Here is a 17,901-nt window from a genome sequence, read left to right as displayed (position 1 = left end):
AAGGCAGTCTAAGCCAAACGTTAGAACGTTAGAAGGCTTGACATGGTGTTAATCGAAATCCGTTGTAAGCAGTGCAATCGCAAGCTGGCCAACGTCAGCGACTATCAGTTCATCGAAATAAAGTGCCCGCGTTGCAGGCACCTAAACCAGCAGAGAGCCACGAGCTCCAAACCCTTAAAGGAGACGCCTCGTGGCTACCCCAATCATTCCCTGGATGGGCGGCAAACGCCGCCTCGCTGATCGTATCTTCCCGCTGATGCCGCCGCACCAGTGCTACGTAGAGCCCTTCGCAGGAGGGGCCGCGTTGTTCTTCCTGCGCCCCTCTCCCGCAGACGTCGAGGTACTAAACGACGTCAACGGCGATCTCGTGAACCTCTATCGTGTAGTGCAGAACCATTTGGAGGAGTTCGTCAGGCAGTTCAAGTGGGCGCTCTCCAGCCGCCAAGTGTTTGAGTGGCTGAAGATGACACGACCAGAAACGCTCACGGACATCCAGCGTGCAGCTCGCTTCTACTACTTACAGCAAAACGCCTTCGGTGCCCGCATCGAAGGCCAGACGTTTGGCACCGCCACCACCACCCCACCAGGGCTAAACCTGCTGCGTTTGGAGGAGTCTCTCTCAGCAGCGCACCTCCGCTTAGCCAGCACATTCATTGAGCACCTAAGCTGGCAAGCCTGCATCGAGCGATACGATCGACCGCACACGCTGTTCTATATGGACCCGCCCTACTGGCAGACAGAAGGATATGGAGTACCCTTTGGCATAGAGCAGTACGAGGAAATGGCGACCATGCTGGCCAAGCTCAAAGGCAAGGCCATCATCAGCCTCAACGACCACCCAGACATCCGCCGGATCTTCGCGGACTACCACATCGAAACCACCGACATCCGCTACACCGTCGGCGGCGGCAAAGGCTCAGACGCCAAAGAGGTGCTGATCTTCAGCTGGGATGTAGATGAAGAACCGGCGGGGTTGTTTTAATCAATAAGGGGAAAGCATGGAGATCGGAGCAGCAGTAACAGCTGTTAAGGGAGCACTTGATCTAGCACGGTCTGCCAGAGACGTGAATGATCGCGCACAGCTCAATGCAGCGATGAGCGACATCATGGACAAGCTAACAACAGCACAGTCCGATCTTCTTGAACTACTGACAGAACATCATCGGCTGGTTGACGAAAATAGGGAGATGAAGCTCAAGCTGGCAAACGAAGAGCGTTTCGACCAGTACCGCCTGAAAGAGACCCAGCAAGGTGGGTTTGTATTAGAACTCAAAGAAGAGTACGTGACTGAAGATAATCCAAAGCATGCAATATGCCAGTTATGTTCACAGGAGGGTAGGCTGACCCCTTTGAATAAAGATCCCCAGTACTACCATTGCCCTCGCTGCAGAGTTGCCACAGAGCACACATATCATGACCTGCCTTGCTAACGCTTAGTTAGTGCCAATTATCCCGCTAAAACTTGCTTGGGGGGTCAATGTATGGCTGTGCCAATTATCCCGCTAGTCTGTGCCAAATGCGTCACGCGCTTACAGTCAGGAGCCAGGCTTCTGAGCGCCAACGATATCGCAACAATCGGCTGGCGATGAGCAAGCAGCACACCCATACGAGACACATACGAAAAAGCCGCCCCGAAGGGCGGCTTGATCATATTCTCTAACGCTTTGCTTTTGAACCACTTTTAGTGGTTCCGACACCAGGAGTCGAACCCGGGACATACTGATTACAAGAACCTTACTTACTTACTCACAACAGCATGTTTATCTTAAAATCAGAAACTTACGCGCGTTCAAAAACTCATCCCAGCACACTAAAGCATGTTTCTGTGGACACTTTAAGCTATATCAATCTTTCTTAGAATGGAAGCTCACTATTCAGTACGATTTTCTTCAGTTCTTCACCAGTACCTATATCGTTATTTGCCACACAAATAATAAAACCTCCACTTTCTCTTACTGCATCAGAGATTTTATAATTTGCTTGGCTTATATTTCTCTTGACAGCATCTGCCCAAAATTGATCTTTAATCCCTATCAAATAGTTACCTGACCTTCTTACTATACCGTACCCATCGACTGACGAATTAACATATTCCATTAGCCTACTATAATAACTCTCCACCTCGTATTCTTTATTATGCGTTATCATAGCGCTCATTTTATTTTCAAACTTCTCCATTTTTGAAAGAACCATATTAACTAAGTCCTTTTCTTCAGGGCTCACATTTGCACTATTAACTTTTTCCTGTATAGCTTTATTTAAAACGCTATCACTTGTCGCCATATAAATAGGATTACCCTCATTACTTTCTAGCTTTCGAGGATCCGACAGTACTTTATCCAACTTCTCTCTTAGCTCTAGGCCGCCCATCATATCATTACTATAAAAGATAGTTCTTTGATCTTTTGTATCAAAGGGCAGCTCAGTTTCTTTGTTTGATATAAGAATCACTGGCTTGCCAGTTGCATGCCTTATACCGAGTTCATACATAACATTTGCATTTAATGTAGATAGGTTTACTACTACCAAGTCATCTTCAATCAAATGCTTAATAATTTTAATTGAAATAGAACCTAAATCATCTTCCTCATGTGACGCTTTACATTCGAAACCATGCTCTTTCAGCGCAGGAGACAACACTGATTTTATCAAACCATCTGTTGCCCTTCTAATACCAGTATTATCCCCCCCTATAGGAGTGACAATAAAAGCGGTTTTTGTTTTCTTCTCAGGCTCATCGTTTCTGATCACAACTTCATTCCCTGACATGTTAGACTCCCACTCTATTGATTTTGTTGTTCCCAAACAATTTCTGTTTTCTCTAATAAGCTGCTTGAGCAACTACCTATATTCATAGAAAAACCATTATAAAGAAAAACGTACTTAATCATCTGAATATCATAACTTACCATGACTTCCTTTGCCTCAGAGTTACAAAGAAACTCTGCAGCTCTGTTATCAAAAGCTCCTCTAACTCTTTGCCTTTCACTTAAGCCCCACTGGTCTCCAGCCAGACTTTCACCAGTAACATGAATTTCAGCGAAGTTGATCAGTACTTCACCTGCACAAACACCTTGCCCTTCTCGCTTTCCTTCACCAGTATTATTGTATAGCTGCATCTCGTCAGAGCAGCCTTCTCTTACAGTTAGATCATCAATACCTTCTATGATTAACTCATGCTCTACCAAGACATCTTCTATAGTTTCTAAAAACTTATAAACGTCTCCTATAAACTCATGACTTTCTATTTTATTCTCTAATGACAGAGCATTAACTTCAGAACTTGCTATAAATGTTATGACAAAAGCTATATATATTCTTTTACCCACAACCCCTACCTCCTTGGAACCATCTATCCACAACCCTTTGTGCTAGTCGGTATCCGTTCCCGTTTTCTTCAACGTGCTGCGTGCCCTCTCTATCTCGGGGCTTATTTGTCCGCACGTCTCATCTGTCATGCCAGTCATTAGCCAAAGCGTGTACTTCGGCCATTGCTTGCAGATCGACTCTAGAAGGTCTCCTTTCGGCACCCGCCCAGTCTGCTCAATCCCTTCCAGAGTTTTCTTAGCAATTCCAATTAGTTGCGAAAACTCTCCTCTTCCTGAAGTTTCCACTTCACGAATTTCACGGATCTTTTTTGCAAGCTCGCTTGACATATACTCAACTCTGAGTAACCTTAGTTGTGAGTGTACTCTACTTTAAGTACACGCTATCAGCGCCATGACAACGATTGTATGACGCTGTGTTGACCAAGAAAGACTACCACAACATGCCACAGCGAGCAGGTACAGCATGGAAACGAGCAACACGCCCCACGTCCCCGCACCTCAGGTGCCCGTCATGACGATCGAGCGTTTCTCCGAGCTTTCTGGCCTATCCCCCGACACCGTTCGCGGCCAGATCAACCAAGGCAACCTCCCCATCATCAAGGTGGGCCGTCGTCGCCTCGTGAACGTCGCGCTCTTTACCGCTGAGTGCCTGCAATCGGAGGATTGGTCATGAGCGCCTATGCCTCTCTCGCTACGCTAGACGCCTCCAGCACGCTGCTGGATATGGGTGGCCTCTATAGCGCCACCCAGAAGCTCCTGTTGACAGTGAAGCGGCCTACATCACCAAGCAGGGATGCCAACTCGAACGTCTCCGCTACAAAGCCTTTGCCAGAGCAATAAAGGACCTGAGGATAGAACTACCGGAAGGACAGCTGACCCACGTACTACGTCACACGTTCGCGAGTCACTTTATGATGAACGGGGGAAACATCCTGGTGCTGCAGCAAATACTCGGTCATCAGTCGATCACCATGACCATGCGCTATGCACACTTTGCACCGGATCATTTGGAGGAAGCCGTAAAGCTCAATCCCCTATCCACTACGGCCTGACACCAGCGCTCTCAACGTCCACACTGTGGACACTTTATGGACACATACGAAAAAGCCGCCCCGAAGGGCGGCTTGATCATGTTCTCTAACGCTTTGCTTTCAAACCACTTTTAGTGGTGCCGACACCAGGAGTCGAACCCGGGACCTACTGATTACAAGTCAGTTGCTCTACCAACTGAGCTATGTCGGCGCGTCGCGTTTTCTTGAGAATTTGATTGGCTTGCCGTTAAACTAGCCAATCAACAAGAAATCTTGTTGGCAATGGCTGGGGTACCAGGATTCGAACCTGGGAATGCCGATACCAAAAACCGGTGCCTTACCACTTGGCGATACCCCAACGTTGTGGTGGCCAGAGACGGAATCGAACCGCCGACACGGGGATTTTCAATCCCCTGCTCTACCAACTGAGCTATCTGGCCCTTGCCAACGGTGCGTATTAAACCAAAAGCTTCTGTTTTCGTCAACACCTTTGTGAAACTTTCTTTCTCGTCACATGCTTAGGGCACATTGGGCCGCGTGAGCCACGGCCACGCCTGCGCCCTTTGCGGGTAACGGCGGAACCCTGACGGGGGCTTATGCCTGGCTGGGGGGCACGTACCCTTCGGCCTGGTCGGTGGCTTCGTTGTCCAGGAAGCGTTCCATCTGCTCCATCAGATAGGCGCGTGCTTCGGGGTCGAGCATGTTCAAGTGCTTTTCATTGATCAGGCGGGTTTGCAGGGCCTGCCACTCTTGCCAGGCGGGCTGTGACACCGTGGCCTGTATTTCCTGGCCCTGCTTGCCGGGCAGCGGCGGGAAAGGTAGCGCGGGCAGCTCTTTTTGGTACTTGCGGCAAAAAACGGTGTTGCTCATGGAATAGCTCCTGGGCGGATGCCTAATGAAAATCGTGCCAGTGGTCAGCGCGCTGGCCCCGGTGCCGGGTCTAGGTCAAACGGCGCCAGCTGGCTCAGCAGCGATTTGACGGGTGCCGCCAAGCCTAACGCAGGTGGCTGGTGAACGTCATACCATAGGCCATTTTCGCGCACTCCGGTGAGCCGTTCACAGCTCACCGGCTGCGGGGTGATCAAAAGCTTGAAGTGGCTGAAGGTATGCGTAAAGGCGGGCAGCGGCGCCAGGCGCCGGGCGGCGACGACGTTATCCTCCAGCCAGTGGTTCAGCTCGCCGTGGCGCTCGAACTGCGGCAGGCTCCAGAGCCCGCCCCACAGGCCGCTGGGCGGGCGTTGTTCCAGCCACACGCGCCCCTGGGGGTCCTGCAGCATCAGCATGAGGGTTTCACGGGTGGGGGTAACTGTTTTGGGCTTCGATTCCGGGAAGCGCTGCGGTTCGCCCTGGGCGTAGGCGCGGCATACGTCATTGAACGGGCAGATGGGGCAATCAGGCTTGCTGCGTTTGCACAGCGTGGCGCCAAAATCCATCACCGCCTGGGTGTAGTCGGCCAACCGCGTGGTGGGGGTGAAGTACTCGGCCAGCGCCCACAGGGAGCGCTCTACCGCAGGCTGGCCGGGCCAGCCCGCCACGGCGTGCAGCCGTGTCAGCGAACGCTTGACGTTGCCATCCAGAATGGCGGCCTGCTGGCCGGTGCTTTGGGCAATGATCGCCCCGGCAGTGGAACGGCCGATGCCGGGCAGCGTCATCAGCGTATCGACGCTCTGGGTGGGCAGCTCGCCGCCATGCTCGGCCAGCGCCAGCTGGGCCGCCTTGTGCAGGTTGCGGGCGCGGGCGTAGTAGCCCAGCCCTGTCCAGAGGTGCAGCACTTCATCCTGGGGGGCGCAGGCCAGGGCCTCCAGCGTGGGGAAGCGCTGCATGAAACGTTCGAAGTAGGGGATTACCGTGGCCACCTGGGTTTGCTGCAGCATGATTTCCGACACCCAGACGCGGTAGGCGCTGCGGGGTGACTGCCAGGGCAGGTCGTGGCGGCCATAGTGGTCGAACCAGCGCAGTAGACGGTGTTGAAACTCATCGGCCGCCAGGCACGGCGTAGGCATCTCGGCCATGGTCACTCCTGAAGTGCTTGCCATGAAAAAAGCGCCGGCGGTAAGGCCGGCGCATGCAGGGGGTGGTGCCTCCTTCTCTATAGGGAGGCAGGCGTATCAATTGAACAGGCGGCGAATACCTTCGCGCAGCTCCTGGCCCGCGCCCTCGCCCAGGCGCTCGTCGATGCGTTCGATGGTGGTGCCCAGGCGCTCTTCGAGCTCTTCTTCCAGACGGCCGCCCGCTTCAGTGCGCAGCAAATCTACCACGCTGGCCTGGAACGCGGTGCGGTCGAAGCGGCACCATTCGGCTTTATCATCCCCCAGGTGGCCTTCACAGCGGATGGGCAGCGGCAGCTGCTCCAGGCGCGGGTTCACCTGGCAGGCGGCGTCGGCGGTATCGACAAGGCGTGCATTGGCCAGCGTCATGAAGTCCTGAGAGGTCAGGTTGAGTTCGCCTTCGCCTTGCACTTCGATACCCGGCAGGGTGATCGACAAGTCATCGCTGTGCACGACGCCGTTGCGTACCTGGAACGTGGCGTCGAAGCGCTCGAAGCGCGTATCGGGATGCCACTCACGGGTGGTGCCCTGGCCTTCCAGCAGCGCCGCCAGCTCGCACATTTCACGGGAGATATTGGTACGCAGGATAGCGCCTTCGTTCAGCCGGGCATCCAGCTCGCCGTTGAGGTTGCTGAGCAGCACCTGACGGCTGTTGCCCTGGGTCGTCAAGCTGCCTTCCAGATTGAAGCGGCCGCGCAGCGGGGCCTCTTCGTCACTGAAGGTTTCGATCAACGGGGCCACTTGCACATTGCTGATGCGCGGCGCGAATTGCCAGGTCATCACGCTGTCGGTGGCGTCCAGCGCGCCGGTGGCGCTGAGCTCGCCGCCATAGAAACGCGATTCGAAGCCGGTCAGGCGATGGCTGCCCTCGTCACCGCGCAGCGCCAGCTGGGTATCGTTGAAGGTCATGCCCGCCAGCTGCAGCTCGCCGACGCTGAGATCCCCCTGCAGGGTCAGGCCGCTGAGCCACTCCTGGGGCAGCAGGGCTTCTTCGGGCTGGGCAAAGGCGCTGCGCAGCAGGCCTCGGCTGGCTTGCTCGGGGGCGGCAGGCCGCGGCAGGTAGTGGTCCAGGTTGAGCTGGTCACCGTCCAGGTTGAAACTCAATTGGCTGCCATCCAGAGCAGCACTCACGTCGCCGGTAAAGGTGCTGTCATCGATGACCAACGAGAGGCGTGGCAAGGCGATGCGCGAGAGATCACCTTCGACCGGGCTGGTCAGGGCCACGTCGCTCAGCGCCGCTTCGCTGGTGGTATTGAGCGTTGCGCCAGTGCGCGAGATCCAGGGCCGCAGGGTAAAGGGGGCTGCGGTGAGCTGGCCGCTGTACTGAGGTGCTTCCAGCAGCTGTTCGAGGTTGAGGTGGCCGCTGACCCGCAGGCCATCCGGCCCGGTCAGTTGCAGGTCCTTCAACTGGGCAGTCTGAGCGGCCAGGTCGCCTTCCAGGCCGAATGCCAGCGAAAGGGCCAGGCTTCCCTGCCAGTTGTCGGCATGGCGCAGGCCGGCATCCAGCACGCCCTGCCGAATGCTGAGCTGCTGCTCGCCCATGCGCGCCACGATTTCAGCCGCTTTCAGGCTGAGCTGCTGGGGCTCGCTGTTGGCGCCAGGGCGGGTCTGCGTGGTGAGCTGGGTATTCTCCAGAGTGATCTGCTCATCCTGCAAGCCAAGGCGCAGGCGAGTTTCCAGGTTGACCTCGCTGGTCATGTCCGGCGTGCGCTCCAGCACTTCGGCATCCAGGCGGTTGTGCCGGGAGAGCGTGAACATGGCCTTGAGCGGGAAGGAGCGCACCGGGTTGACGTTGGTACCCGAAATGTTCAGCGGCTGTACCCGCCACAGGGCCTGGCTCTGTTCATCGCGGTAGCGAATATCCGCCCCTTTGACTTCTACGCTGGCGATGTTCAGCACCACCGAGAGGTTGCCCGCATCGGCATTGGGGCCTGCGCTTGCCGGTGCCAGCACGGTTTCGGCGGACTCGTTGCTGTGTTCGGAGAGGCGCTCCAGCAGCGGCTCCCAGTTGCCCTCGCCTTCGGCGTTTTTCACCAGGTTCAGGCGCATGCCGTCGAGCGTCAGGCCATCCACGGCGATTTCACCCCGTAGCAGCGGCGCGAAGGCCACGCTCACCTCGGCCCGGTCGATCGCCGCGAAAGCAGACTCGTCCACCGACTGTTCGGGCAGCCAGGCACGGGCCTGCTCGACGCTGACACCGATACGCGGGTAGAACGACCAGCTGATCGGGCCTTCCAGCGCCAGATTGAGCCCTGTCTGCTCTTCCACCACGGCGGTCAGCCGGGGCTTGAAGTCTTCCGGGTCCAGAAAGGTGGTGACGTAGACCACGGCAGCGACGGCGGCAATGGCAAGAATGCCGATGGCCGCCAGTAAAATACGGAGTAGCTGTTTCATTAACCTTTCCCTTGAGGGTCTAGCTCTACAAAATCACTGGTGGCCGGGAGGCCCGGTTCCGTTGGCTCGGCATCGGCGATGGGCCGATAGCCCAATTTGGATAGCAGCACGCGGTCGGCCAGCGGCAGCGTGGTGGTGGCAATACGCAGTACACGGCCCTCTTCCTTGGCCTGCTCGCCCATCAGCGCCATCAGCCGTGAGCCCACGCCGCGCCGCCGCGTGGTCTTGCGCACGCACAGCTCGGATAGCCACCAGGCGCGGTCATCGCCCTCCTGCACCGCCACGGCTCCCAGCAGGCGGTCGTTGAACAGGGCGCAGGCAAACACATGCTGCCCTTGTAAATGCTGCTCTATGAAGGGCAAGACCCTGGGGGGTGGCATGCGCTCTTGCGGTGCGTCTTCATAGATACGCACGAGGTCGATACGCACTTGCTCATCGGCGTCCCATCGGGCCTGGTCGACGTATTGCAGTGTCACCGGCATGGTGAAATCCTCGTTGCCAATGCAGCCAGGCTGCTGTTTGAGCGCCGCAATGGGCGGCGACATTTCACGCATTGTAGCGGATGGGGGGGCCGATTCTCTATAATGCTTGTTTTGGCCGCAGCCGCCGCCCGCCGATTATTCCTCAGAGTGCGCCTCGGCGCAGGAGATGCAACATGTCAGCGCGTATTGCCACGGTTAGCCGTGACACCAACGAAACGCAGATCACGGTCAGCGTCAACCTTGATGGTGAAGGCCGTCTTCGCTGCCACACGGGCGTTCCGTTTTTGGACCATATGCTTGACCAAGTGGCTCGGCACGGAATGGTCGACCTCGATATCGACGCCAAGGGCGACCTGCATATCGACGACCACCACACCGTCGAAGACCTGGGCATCACCCTGGGCCAGGCCTTTCATGAGGCGATTGGCGACAAGCGCGGCATTTACCGTTACGGCCACGCCTACGTGCCGCTGGACGAAGCGCTCTCACGGGTGGTCATCGATTTCTCCGGGCGTCCCGGCCTCTTCATGAACGTGGAATTTACCCGCGATACCATCGGCAGCATGGACACCCAGCTGTTCTGGGAGTTCTTCCAGGGCTTCGTGAACCATGCCCGGGTGACGCTGCACATCGACAACATCAAGGGCTTCAACGCCCACCACCAGGCAGAAACCATCTTCAAGGCCTTTGGCCGCGCCCTGCGCATGGCCGTGTCGGAAGACCCCCGCATGGCCGGGCAGATGCCCTCCACCAAAGGGTGCCTGTAATGCCTAACGCAGCGATCAGCCATCGCTCGATGACCTCGACAAGGAGCGCTTCATGACCATTGCCGTGATCGATTATGGAATGGGCAACCTGCACTCGGTCGCCAAGGCGCTCGAACACGTCACCCATGAGAACGTGATCATTACCCGTGACCCCCGGCGCATTCTGGGCGCGACCCGCGTGGTGCTACCTGGCCAGGGGGCCATCCGCGACTGCGTGGGCGAGTTGGAGCGTACCGAGCTGCGCGGGCTGGTGGAGGAGATTCTGACCCGCCAGGCCAAGCCGCTGCTGGGTATCTGCGTGGGTCAGCAAATGCTGATGGAGCGCAGCGAAGAGAATGGCGGCGTGGACTGCCTGGGCTTCTTCCAGGGCAGCGTCGACCGCTTCCCGGCGGACATGCGCGATGCCCAGGAGCAGCGTTTGAAAGTGCCGCACATGGGCTGGAACCTGGTCGCCCAGCATCATGATCACCCGCTGTGGGCCGGCATCGATGACCGCGAACACTTCTATTTCGTGCACAGTTACTACGTGAATGCCGCCGACGATGCCCAGGTATTCGGCACGACGGACTACGGTCGCGTCAGCGCCCACGTGGCGATTGGCCGCGATGCCACCTTCGCGGTGCAGTTTCACCCGGAAAAAAGCTCCCGCGCAGGCCTTCGCCTGCTGGAAAATTTTGTCACCTGGACGCCCTGAGAGGTTTCACTATGTTGGTAATTCCCGCGATTGATCTCAAAGACGGCCAGTGTGTGCGCTTGAAGCAGGGCCGCATGGACGAAGCCACTTCCTACGGCGACGACCCGGTGGCCATGGCCGCGCGCTGGGTAGACGCCGGTGCGCGTCGCTTGCATCTGGTGGACCTGAACGGCGCTTTCGAAGGCAAACCGGTCAATGGCGACGCGGTGACGGCCATTGCCCGCGCCTACCCGAACCTGCCCATTCAGATCGGCGGTGGCATCCGCTCGGCGGACACCATCGAGCACTACCTGAACGCCGGGGTCTCTTACGTGATCATCGGTACCAAGGCGGTCAAGGAGCCGGAATTCGTCGGTGAAATGTGCCGCGCCTTCCCGGGCCACATCATCGTGGGCCTGGATGCCAAGGATGGCTTCGTGGCCACCGACGGCTGGGCCGAGGTGTCCACCGTGAAGGCCACCGAGCTTGCCAAGCGCTTCGCCAACGATGGCGTCTCCAGCATCGTCTACACCGACATCGCCCGCGACGGCATGATGCAGGGCGTGAACGTGGAAGCCACCGCGGCGCTGGCCCGCGAAGGCGGCCTGCCGGTGATCGCCTCGGGCGGCGTCACCAACCTGGATGACATTCGCGCGCTGTGCGACGTGGCCGACAGCGGCATTCTGGGGGCGATTACCGGACGCGCCATCTACGAAGGCAGCCTGGATGTCGCCGAGGCCCAGCGCCTGAGCGACGAGCTGAGCGGAGGCCGTGCATGAGCCTGGCCAAGCGCATTATTCCCTGCCTGGATGTCGATGCCGGGCGCGTGGTGAAGGGCGTGAACTTCGTCGGTATCCGCGATGCCGGTGACCCGGTGGAGATCGCCCAGCGCTACAACCAGCAAGGCGCCGACGAAATCACCTTCCTCGACATCACTGCCAGCCACGAAGACCGCGCCACCACCGTGGACATGGTCGAGCGGATCGCTGGCGAGGTGTTCATCCCGCTGACCGTGGGGGGTGGTATTCGCACCTGCGACGATATTCGCACCATGCTCAACGCGGGCGCCGACAAGGTGTCGATCAACACCGCCGCCGTGACCAACCCGGAGTTCGTGCGGGAAGCCGCCGACCGATTTGGCAGCCAGTGCATCGTGGTGGCCATCGACGCCAAGAAGGTTTCTCAGCAGGGCGAACCCGACCGCTGGGAAATCTTCACCCACGGTGGGCGCCGCCCGACGGGCCTGGATGCCGTCGAGTGGGCCAAGAAAATGGTCGAGTTCGGCGCAGGCGAGCTACTGCTGACCAGCATGGACCGCGACGGCACCAAAATCGGGTTCGATCTGGGCGTGACCCACGCCATTTCCGAGGCCGTCAGCGTGCCAGTGATTGCCTCGGGCGGCGTCGGCAACCTGGACCATCTGGTGGACGGCGTATTGAAAGGCGGTGCGGATGCGGTATTGGCCGCCAGCATTTTCCATTTTGGCGAGCACACGATTCCCGAGGCCAAGCGTTACATGGCCGAGCGCGGCATCGAGATGCGCCTTTAGGAGAGTGACATGCCCCGTGCCTGCACCTGGTTAGGTGGCCTGGCAATGATTTGGCTGAGCGCATCTGCCTCGGCCTTTTCTATGCCTGACTGGCCACCGGCCTTCGAGCTGGACCACACGCTGGTGCAAACCAGCCTGTTGACCCGGCACTTCAGCCCCGACCCGGAGCACACCAACCAGCAGGATCTGGTGAGTGTCGAGCTGCACAACCCTGACCGCTGGCTGGCGGGTGCCGCCTGGTTCAAGAACTCCTTCGACCAGCCCACCTGGTACTTCTACGCTGGGCGGGAGTTTCCGCTAGGGCAGTTGGGCGACAACATCAACGTGCGCGCCAAGCTCACCGGCGGGCTGCTGCGGGGCTACAAGGATGAGTTCCGCGACAAGATTCCCTTCAACCGCTACGAAATCGCCCCCGCCCTGCTGCCCAGCGTGGGCATTCAATGGGGGCGCGTCGAGTCGGACCTGATCGTGTTCGGCACGGCGGGCATGATGATCACGGCGGGCGTCCGTTTTTAAGGCCGTTCGTTCGCAAGACCCAAGGGCGGCTACTTGTCGCCCTCTTCCAGCGAAAGCCCCAGGTTGCTGATGCCGTTGTTGCGCCCCAGCAAGCGAATCTCTTTTAACACCGCTTTGGTGAGCGGCTCGCTGACGGCTTCCAGCACCGCATCCTGAAAGTCGTTTTCATCGGCCATCAGCGGGTGGTCGCGGATGATCAGCGCCAGCGCCTGTGCATCCACCTCTCCCTCGGTCAGCTCGATGAATGCCCGCACTCCTGCCCGGGAGGTGCGGCTCACGTCCAGCACCGCTTCCGGCGATTCACCCTGCAAGGTATCCAGCAGCGCCGAGATCGAGACCACGGCGTCCAGCGCGCGGCGCGCCCCGAAACTGTCATCGTTGGCCGGTGGCTCGCACTCCGCCAGCTTTTCCGCCTGACGGGCAAAGTCGATACTGGCATTGGGCACGCTCAAGCGCTCCCACACCAGGCTCAGCACGGTACGCAGGGTATGCCCATCACCGTGGCCCGTGGTTTGCTCGTAGAGGGCGTAGTTGGGTAGCAGCCGCTCGCACAAGGCCGCCATGAAGGCTTGCTGGGCGGGCAGCGGCAGCAGTTGCAGACGCTGATAGAATCCTGTGGGTTTTGCCACCATGCTGATGTCCTGGGTCACTGTGTTGATGAAGAGGGTATTGATGAAACGGTATTGATAAACGGTATTGGTGAAGTGGACGCGATACGTTATCGTCCCACACTCGCGGCGGGCAAGCTCCGCCGCGCTTGATGTGTGCGGCCGGCGAGGAGATTACCATGCATATTCATCTGCTACAGCACGGCCCTGACCATGGACCCGCTCGCCTGCAAGACTGGCTGGAGAGCATGGGCCATAGTTACACCGTTTTTCATCTATACGCAGGGGAGCTGACCCCGCGCCCTGGCGAGTGCGACGCGCTCATCGTACTGAGCGGCCCCGACGCGCTGTTCAGCGCCCCGCCCGCCTGGCAAAAGGCAGAGCGCAAGCTCATCCACCGCTACCTCGATGGCCAAAAACCCGTCATGGGCATTGGCCTGGGGGCGCTATGGATCGCCGAAGCCCTGGGCGCCGTCATCGCCCCCGGCACCTACCCCGAAACGGGCTGGCACCCTGTCACCCTGGCGCCAGAGAGCACCTTTGACCTGCCCGAGCAGTTCGATGCCTTCATGTGGCATCGCCTGGTATTTAGCCTGCCTGACGGCGCGCTGCCCCTGGGCGGCAGTGCGGCGGCACCGCTCCAGGGGTTCAGTTGGGATGCTGGTCGCGTGGTGGCGCTGCTATGCCATCTCGAAATGACCCAGGCCAGCGCGGCTTCCTTGCTGAATGCCGAGGCGCTCCCCACGGCCAGGAGCCCTTCCGCCGGGCGCTTCCTGCAAACCGGCGATCAGATACAGGCAGATCCCAAGCGCTTTCAGCGTCTGGCACCGCTGCTGGACCGGGTCATGACCCAGTGGCTCAAAAGCCTCTGATGCGTATCGGCCGCCGCTAGGCACTCCACTGCCGAGCGGCGGCCAGGCAGCTTTCCCAGTCCCCCACGTGCAGTTCGGGCGGCCGGTGGCTCTGCTGTTTCTCCAGGTGGTAACGATAGAGCGGGTCGTAATACTCGGTGAGCAGCGGGGCCAGCCACGCCTCGTGAGCCTGGACGTCGCCCGCCTCGTGGGCACGAAACGCCATGGCCTGCAGCCGCTGCAAACGCTGTAGCCGTGCATGCCCCAGCCGCTTGGCCAGCCGTTCCAGGGCGCTTGCGAGCTGTCGCTGCATGCGTTGACGCCCCTCATCGGGGCCAAAGCGGGCCGTATAGCCTCTCTCCAGCGCTTCGATATAGTCCCGGCGCAGCTGGTCCAACCGCCAGTCCAGCGGCATTTCAATGCGGATGCGCGGCGCTTGTTGCAGTGCCTGCCATAGCGGCAGCGGGATATTGGCATTGCCGATCTGCCGCGACTCGTCCTCCATCACCAGCTTGCCTGGCTGGCCAATCAGCCGCTGGGCCAGCGCATGCTCGAAATCGATCTGCGTGGCGGGCTCCTCCGGCTGACGCCCAAACGCGGAACCCTTGTGTTGGGCGCACGCCTCCAGGTCGATGCCATTGGGCAACTGGTTGATCAACGGCGTCTTGGCGCAGCCCGTCAGGCCAGACACCACCAGCAGCGGCTGGTGGGCGGCCTCGTCGATGCGCTGGCAGAGCTTTTGCCGCAGTGCTTTCCAGCCACCTTCGATGCGGGGCCGCAGCAGGCCCGCCTCGGCCAGCCACTGCTGGCTGATTTGGGAGCGCAATCCGCCACGGTAGCAGTAGATCAGTGCATCAGGATAACGCGCCAGGTGAGCCTGCCAGGCCAGCACCCGGGACTGCTTCACCGCACCGCTGACCAGCCGTTCACCCAGCGCAATCGCCGCCTGCTGGCCCTGCTGTTTATAGGCAATGCCTACCTGGCGGCGCTCTTCATCGTCCATCAGCGGCAAGTTCACCGCTCCCGGCAGGCTGCCCTGGGCGAACTCCACCGGCGCACGCACATCGATCAAGGGCGTATTACGCGCCACCAGCTCCAAAGAAGCAGGCAGCGTGGGCAGCGTCATCCGACCACCTGGATCACGGCGTTGCCCTTGGCAGGCTGCATCTCGCCAAACGGTTCCAGCGTGACGCCGTGCTCGCGACCTATGCGCTCCACGTCGTCCTGCCAGGCGGGATCGACACTCAGCAGCAGCCCTCCCGAGGTTTGCGGGTCGCATAGCCACTGCCAGTGGGCTTCGTCCATGGCGGGCAAGGCGCTGCCCAGCGCCTGCTGATTGCGCTGGGTGCCTCCGGGAACGGCTCCCTGGCGGCGGTAGCCTTCGGCCTCCGCCAGGCGCGGCAAGCGGCGAAAGTCCACGTGGGCCTTCACGCCACTGGCGCTGCACATTTCCGCCAGATGGCCTGCCAACCCGAAGCCGGTCACGTCGGTCATGGCGTTCACTCCTTTGACACCGGCCAACGCGACGCCAATGGTGTTGGGCTTGAGCATGGTTTCACGGGCAAGCCCCTGGTGCCCTGCTTCCAGCAGGCCGCGCTTTTCAGCGGTGGTCAACAGCCCCACGCCCAGCGGCTTGGTGAGATACAGCAGGTCACCGGGCTTGGCCTGGCTATTGAGCTTTAGCTGGTCAAGCGACACCAGGCCATTGACGGCCAGGCCAAAGATCGGCTCTGGAGCATCGATGGAGTGCCCGCCCGCAAGCGCAATGCCCAACTCGCGGCATACCGCCTGCGCTCCGGCCACGACGTCTCCGGCTATTTCGGGCGCGAGTTTGTCGAGTGGCCAGCCCAGAATGCCCAGCGCCATCACCGGCGTGCCGCCCATGGCGTAGACATCACTGATGGCGTTGGTGGCCGCAATGCGTCCAAAATCGAAGGGGTCATCGACGATGGGCATGAAGAAATCGGTGGTGGCAATCATGCCCCGCCCATCGCCCAGATCGTACACCGCGGCGTCTTCTCGCCCCTGGTTGCCCACGATCAGGCGCTGATGCCCCGCGGCGGGGCCCGCCTTGGCCAGAATGCCGTCCAGCACGTCTGGGGCAATCTTGCAGCCGCAGCCTGCTCCATGGCTGTACTGGGTCAATCGAATCGAACTCATGGTGACTCTCCTTTGCTATGCTCGGGGCTGGCGTTTCTGCTATCCAGCATAGTCCATGTCACAACGCCTCAAGGGCATCGCTAAGCTTGTCGACCGGGATGACTTCCATGCCCTTGGGCGACTGCTTTGGCGCATTGGCGCGCGGCACGATGGCGCGCAAGAAGCCATGCTTGGCCGCCTCGGTAATACGCTCCTGCCCGCTGGGCACGGGGCGAATCTCGCCGGAAAGCCCCACTTCGCCAAACACGACCAGCTCCTTGGGCAGCGCACGGTTTTGCAGGCTCGACACTACCGCCAGCAGCACCGCCAGGTCGGCACTGGTTTCCAGCACCTTGACTCCGCCCACCACGTTCAAGAACACGTCCTGGTCACCGGTGAACAGCCCACCATGCCGGTTCAATACTGCCAGCAGCATGGCCAGGCGATTCTGATCGACCCCGACGGCGACCCGGCGCGGGTTCCCCAGGGCTGACTCATCGACCAGCGCCTGCACTTCCACCAGTATCGGCCGCGTGCCTTCCCATACCACCATCACCAGGCTGCCGGGAGCCTGCTCTTCCTGGCGCGACAGGAAGATGGCACTGGGGTTTTTCACTTCCTTCAAGCCCTGCTCCAGCATGGCGAACACGCCCAGCTCGTTCACCGCGCCGAAGCGGTTCTTCTGGCCACGCAGGGTGCGAAACCGCGAGTCCGCCCCGCCCTCCAGCAGCAGCGAGGCATCGATCATGTGCTCGAGCACCTTGGGGCCTGCCAGGGTGCCATCCTTGGTGACATGCCCCACCAGCAGCAGCACGGTGTTCGTCTGCTTGGCAAAGCGGGTCAGCGCTGCGGCAGACTCGCGCACCTGCGCCACGCCGCCGGGCGCCGAGCTGATATCCTCCAGGTGCATGGTCTGAATCGAGTCGATGACCAGAATCTCGGGCTTTTCACGCTCGGCAACGGCCAGAATGGTCTCGACGCTGGTTTCCGCCAACATTTTCAAGCCGTTGGTGGGAAGCTGCAGGCGATGCGCTCGCATGGCGACCTGGGAAAGCGACTCCTCGCCGGTCACATAGAGGATGCGGCGTTGCTGAGCCAGCTTGCAGGCCGTTTGCAGCAGCAGCGTCGACTTGCCTGCCCCAGGGTTCCCGCCCAGCAGCACGGCCGAGCCCGGTACCAGGCCGCCTCCCAATACACGGTCGAACTCGGCAAAGGTGGAGGTCAACCGTGGCACTTCGCTGAGGTCGACGTTACTGAGGTCCACGACTTCCTTCGATAGGTTGCCCGCATAGCCAGCGCGCCCGGTCGCCGTCGTTCCGCTGCCAGGCCGCGCACTGGTCAACCGGATCTCACTGAGCGTATTCCACTCCTGACAGCTGGTGCACTGCCCCTGCCACTTGCGATACTCGGCACCACACTCGGTACACACAAAGGCGCTCTTTGCTTTTGCCACCGCTAGCCGCTCCTGTCTCGCATGACTGTACTTGCCACTGTTGTTGCAACGGTTGTTACAA

At 59.6% G+C, this 17,901-nt stretch carries 21 protein-coding genes, 3 tRNA genes and 1 pseudogene; 11 read left to right on the top strand and 14 right to left on the bottom strand.

Going from position 1 to position 17,901, the window contains the following annotated elements; genetic code table 11:
• Positions 1 to 42: 42 nt before the first annotated feature.
• The 3 genes from LG409_RS18700 to LG409_RS02565 are packed head-to-tail and all read left to right on the top strand — an operon-like array spanning position 43 to position 1,430.
• Positions 43 to 240: a Com family DNA-binding transcriptional regulator gene (locus LG409_RS18700; protein WP_227407536.1), complete on the top strand. Its 198-nt coding sequence runs from the start codon at positions 43 to 45 to the stop codon at positions 238 to 240.
• Positions 191 to 982, top strand: coding sequence for a DNA adenine methylase (locus LG409_RS02570; RefSeq protein WP_227407535.1), 792 nt, complete (start codon positions 191 to 193; stop codon positions 980 to 982). Before LG409_RS18700 ends, LG409_RS02570 begins: the two co-directional genes overlap by 50 nt.
• A 16-nt stretch (positions 983 to 998) precedes the next feature.
• On the top strand, positions 999 to 1,430 hold the full coding sequence (locus tag LG409_RS02565; protein WP_227407534.1) for a hypothetical protein: 432 nt from the start codon (positions 999 to 1,001) through the stop codon (positions 1,428 to 1,430).
• Between the two features lie 424 nt (positions 1,431 to 1,854).
• Here LG409_RS02565 and LG409_RS02560 read toward each other — a convergent pair whose 3' ends face one another.
• The 3 genes from LG409_RS02560 to LG409_RS02550 are packed head-to-tail and all read right to left on the bottom strand — an operon-like array spanning position 1,855 to position 3,656.
• Positions 1,855 to 2,769 (bottom strand): hypothetical protein, encoded by a 915-nt coding sequence (locus tag LG409_RS02560; protein WP_227407533.1) that lies wholly within the window; start codon positions 2,767 to 2,769, stop codon positions 1,855 to 1,857.
• A 14-nt stretch (positions 2,770 to 2,783) separates the two neighbouring features.
• On the bottom strand, positions 2,784 to 3,329 hold the full coding sequence (locus LG409_RS02555) for a hypothetical protein (RefSeq protein ID WP_227407532.1): 546 nt from the start codon (positions 3,327 to 3,329) through the stop codon (positions 2,784 to 2,786).
• Positions 3,330 to 3,371: 42 nt separating this feature from the next.
• Positions 3,372 to 3,656 (bottom strand): hypothetical protein, encoded by a 285-nt coding sequence (locus LG409_RS02550; RefSeq protein ID WP_227407531.1) that lies wholly within the window; start codon positions 3,654 to 3,656, stop codon positions 3,372 to 3,374.
• Positions 3,657 to 3,792: 136 nt separating this feature from the next.
• Here LG409_RS02550 and LG409_RS02545 point away from each other — a divergent pair, with 136 nt between their 5' ends.
• Both LG409_RS02545 and LG409_RS02540 read left to right on the top strand, forming a co-directional pair.
• Positions 3,793 to 4,002: a helix-turn-helix domain-containing protein gene (locus LG409_RS02545; RefSeq protein WP_227407530.1), complete on the top strand. Its 210-nt coding sequence runs from the start codon at positions 3,793 to 3,795 to the stop codon at positions 4,000 to 4,002.
• Positions 4,003 to 4,144: 142 nt separating this feature from the next.
• Positions 4,145 to 4,381 (top strand): annotated as a pseudogene (locus LG409_RS02540) (tyrosine-type recombinase/integrase); the annotation flags it as partial.
• 114 nt (positions 4,382 to 4,495) lie between these two features.
• Here LG409_RS02540 and LG409_RS02535 read toward each other — a convergent pair.
• The 7 genes from LG409_RS02535 to LG409_RS02505 form a co-directional block, all read right to left on the bottom strand.
• Positions 4,496 to 4,571: transfer RNA gene (locus LG409_RS02535), tRNA-Thr, on the bottom strand.
• 72 nt (positions 4,572 to 4,643) lie between these two features.
• Positions 4,644 to 4,718 (bottom strand) — tRNA-Gln (locus LG409_RS02530).
• 6 nt (positions 4,719 to 4,724) lie between these two features.
• Positions 4,725 to 4,800, bottom strand: a tRNA-Phe gene (locus LG409_RS02525).
• 154 nt (positions 4,801 to 4,954) lie between these two features.
• Positions 4,955 to 5,230 (bottom strand): oxidative damage protection protein, encoded by a 276-nt coding sequence (locus LG409_RS02520; RefSeq protein WP_016916068.1) that lies wholly within the window; start codon positions 5,228 to 5,230, stop codon positions 4,955 to 4,957.
• Positions 5,231 to 5,274: 44 nt separating this feature from the next.
• Positions 5,275 to 6,372: an A/G-specific adenine glycosylase gene (gene mutY / locus LG409_RS02515; RefSeq protein WP_227407529.1), complete on the bottom strand. Its 1,098-nt coding sequence runs from the start codon at positions 6,370 to 6,372 to the stop codon at positions 5,275 to 5,277.
• 96 nt (positions 6,373 to 6,468) lie between these two features.
• Entirely contained in the window at positions 6,469 to 8,802 is a 2,334-nt protein-coding gene (locus tag LG409_RS02510; protein WP_189463888.1) for an AsmA family protein, read from the bottom strand.
• Positions 8,802 to 9,284, bottom strand: a complete 483-nt coding sequence (locus tag LG409_RS02505) for an acetyl-CoA sensor PanZ family protein (protein ID WP_096923338.1) — start codon at positions 9,282 to 9,284, stop codon at positions 8,802 to 8,804. The genes LG409_RS02510 and LG409_RS02505 overlap by 1 nt, the downstream gene beginning before the upstream one ends.
• Before the next feature lie 173 nt (positions 9,285 to 9,457).
• Here LG409_RS02505 and hisB point away from each other — a divergent pair, with 173 nt between their 5' ends.
• The 5 genes from hisB to LG409_RS02480 are packed head-to-tail and all read left to right on the top strand — an operon-like array spanning position 9,458 to position 12,789.
• On the top strand, positions 9,458 to 10,051 hold the full coding sequence (gene hisB, locus LG409_RS02500) for an imidazoleglycerol-phosphate dehydratase HisB (RefSeq protein ID WP_096921516.1): 594 nt from the start codon (positions 9,458 to 9,460) through the stop codon (positions 10,049 to 10,051).
• A 52-nt stretch (positions 10,052 to 10,103) separates the two neighbouring features.
• Complete coding sequence (gene hisH / locus LG409_RS02495) at positions 10,104 to 10,745, top strand: imidazole glycerol phosphate synthase subunit HisH (RefSeq protein ID WP_016916063.1); 642 nt, start codon at positions 10,104 to 10,106, stop codon at positions 10,743 to 10,745.
• Between the two features lie 11 nt (positions 10,746 to 10,756).
• On the top strand, positions 10,757 to 11,503 hold the full coding sequence (gene hisA, locus LG409_RS02490) for a 1-(5-phosphoribosyl)-5-[(5-phosphoribosylamino)methylideneamino]imidazole-4-carboxamide isomerase (protein WP_081136410.1): 747 nt from the start codon (positions 10,757 to 10,759) through the stop codon (positions 11,501 to 11,503).
• Positions 11,500 to 12,273 carry an imidazole glycerol phosphate synthase subunit HisF gene (gene hisF, locus LG409_RS02485; protein WP_039182749.1) on the top strand — a complete coding sequence of 258 codons (774 nt, stop codon included), beginning with the start codon at positions 11,500 to 11,502 and terminating at the stop codon, positions 12,271 to 12,273. The genes hisA and hisF overlap by 4 nt, the downstream gene beginning before the upstream one ends.
• A 9-nt stretch (positions 12,274 to 12,282) precedes the next feature.
• Entirely contained in the window at positions 12,283 to 12,789 is a 507-nt protein-coding gene (locus LG409_RS02480) for a hypothetical protein (RefSeq protein ID WP_039182746.1), read from the top strand.
• Between the two features lie 29 nt (positions 12,790 to 12,818).
• Here LG409_RS02480 and LG409_RS02475 read toward each other — a convergent pair whose 3' ends face one another.
• Complete coding sequence (locus LG409_RS02475; protein WP_096921518.1) at positions 12,819 to 13,421, bottom strand: YjaG family protein; 603 nt, start codon at positions 13,419 to 13,421, stop codon at positions 12,819 to 12,821.
• Between the two features lie 155 nt (positions 13,422 to 13,576).
• Between LG409_RS02475 and LG409_RS02470 the strand changes: the two genes are divergently transcribed.
• A complete protein-coding gene (locus LG409_RS02470) occupies positions 13,577 to 14,269 on the top strand; it encodes a type 1 glutamine amidotransferase (protein ID WP_016916058.1) in 693 nt (230 codons plus the stop codon).
• 16 nt (positions 14,270 to 14,285) lie between these two features.
• On the opposite strand, the gene mnmH is transcribed toward LG409_RS02470, so the two are convergent.
• The 3 genes from mnmH to radA are packed head-to-tail and all read right to left on the bottom strand — an operon-like array spanning position 14,286 to position 17,840.
• Positions 14,286 to 15,374 (bottom strand): tRNA 2-selenouridine(34) synthase MnmH, encoded by a 1,089-nt coding sequence (mnmH, locus tag LG409_RS02465; protein ID WP_039182736.1) that lies wholly within the window; start codon positions 15,372 to 15,374, stop codon positions 14,286 to 14,288.
• Positions 15,371 to 16,408 carry a selenide, water dikinase SelD gene (selD, locus tag LG409_RS02460; protein ID WP_039182732.1) on the bottom strand — a complete coding sequence of 346 codons (1,038 nt, stop codon included), beginning with the start codon at positions 16,406 to 16,408 and terminating at the stop codon, positions 15,371 to 15,373. Before selD ends, mnmH begins: the two co-directional genes overlap by 4 nt.
• A 58-nt stretch (positions 16,409 to 16,466) precedes the next feature.
• A complete protein-coding gene (gene radA, locus LG409_RS02455) occupies positions 16,467 to 17,840 on the bottom strand; it encodes a DNA repair protein RadA (protein WP_026001971.1) in 1,374 nt (457 codons plus the stop codon).
• Between the last annotated feature and the right edge of the window lie 61 nt (positions 17,841 to 17,901).

The organism is Halomonas sp. NyZ770 (assembly GCF_020616575.1).
Classification (GTDB): Bacteria; Pseudomonadota; Gammaproteobacteria; order Pseudomonadales; family Halomonadaceae; genus Vreelandella; species Vreelandella hamiltonii.
Note: the sequence above shows the minus strand (reverse complement) of the source record. Positions and strands in the feature narration are given on the sequence as shown.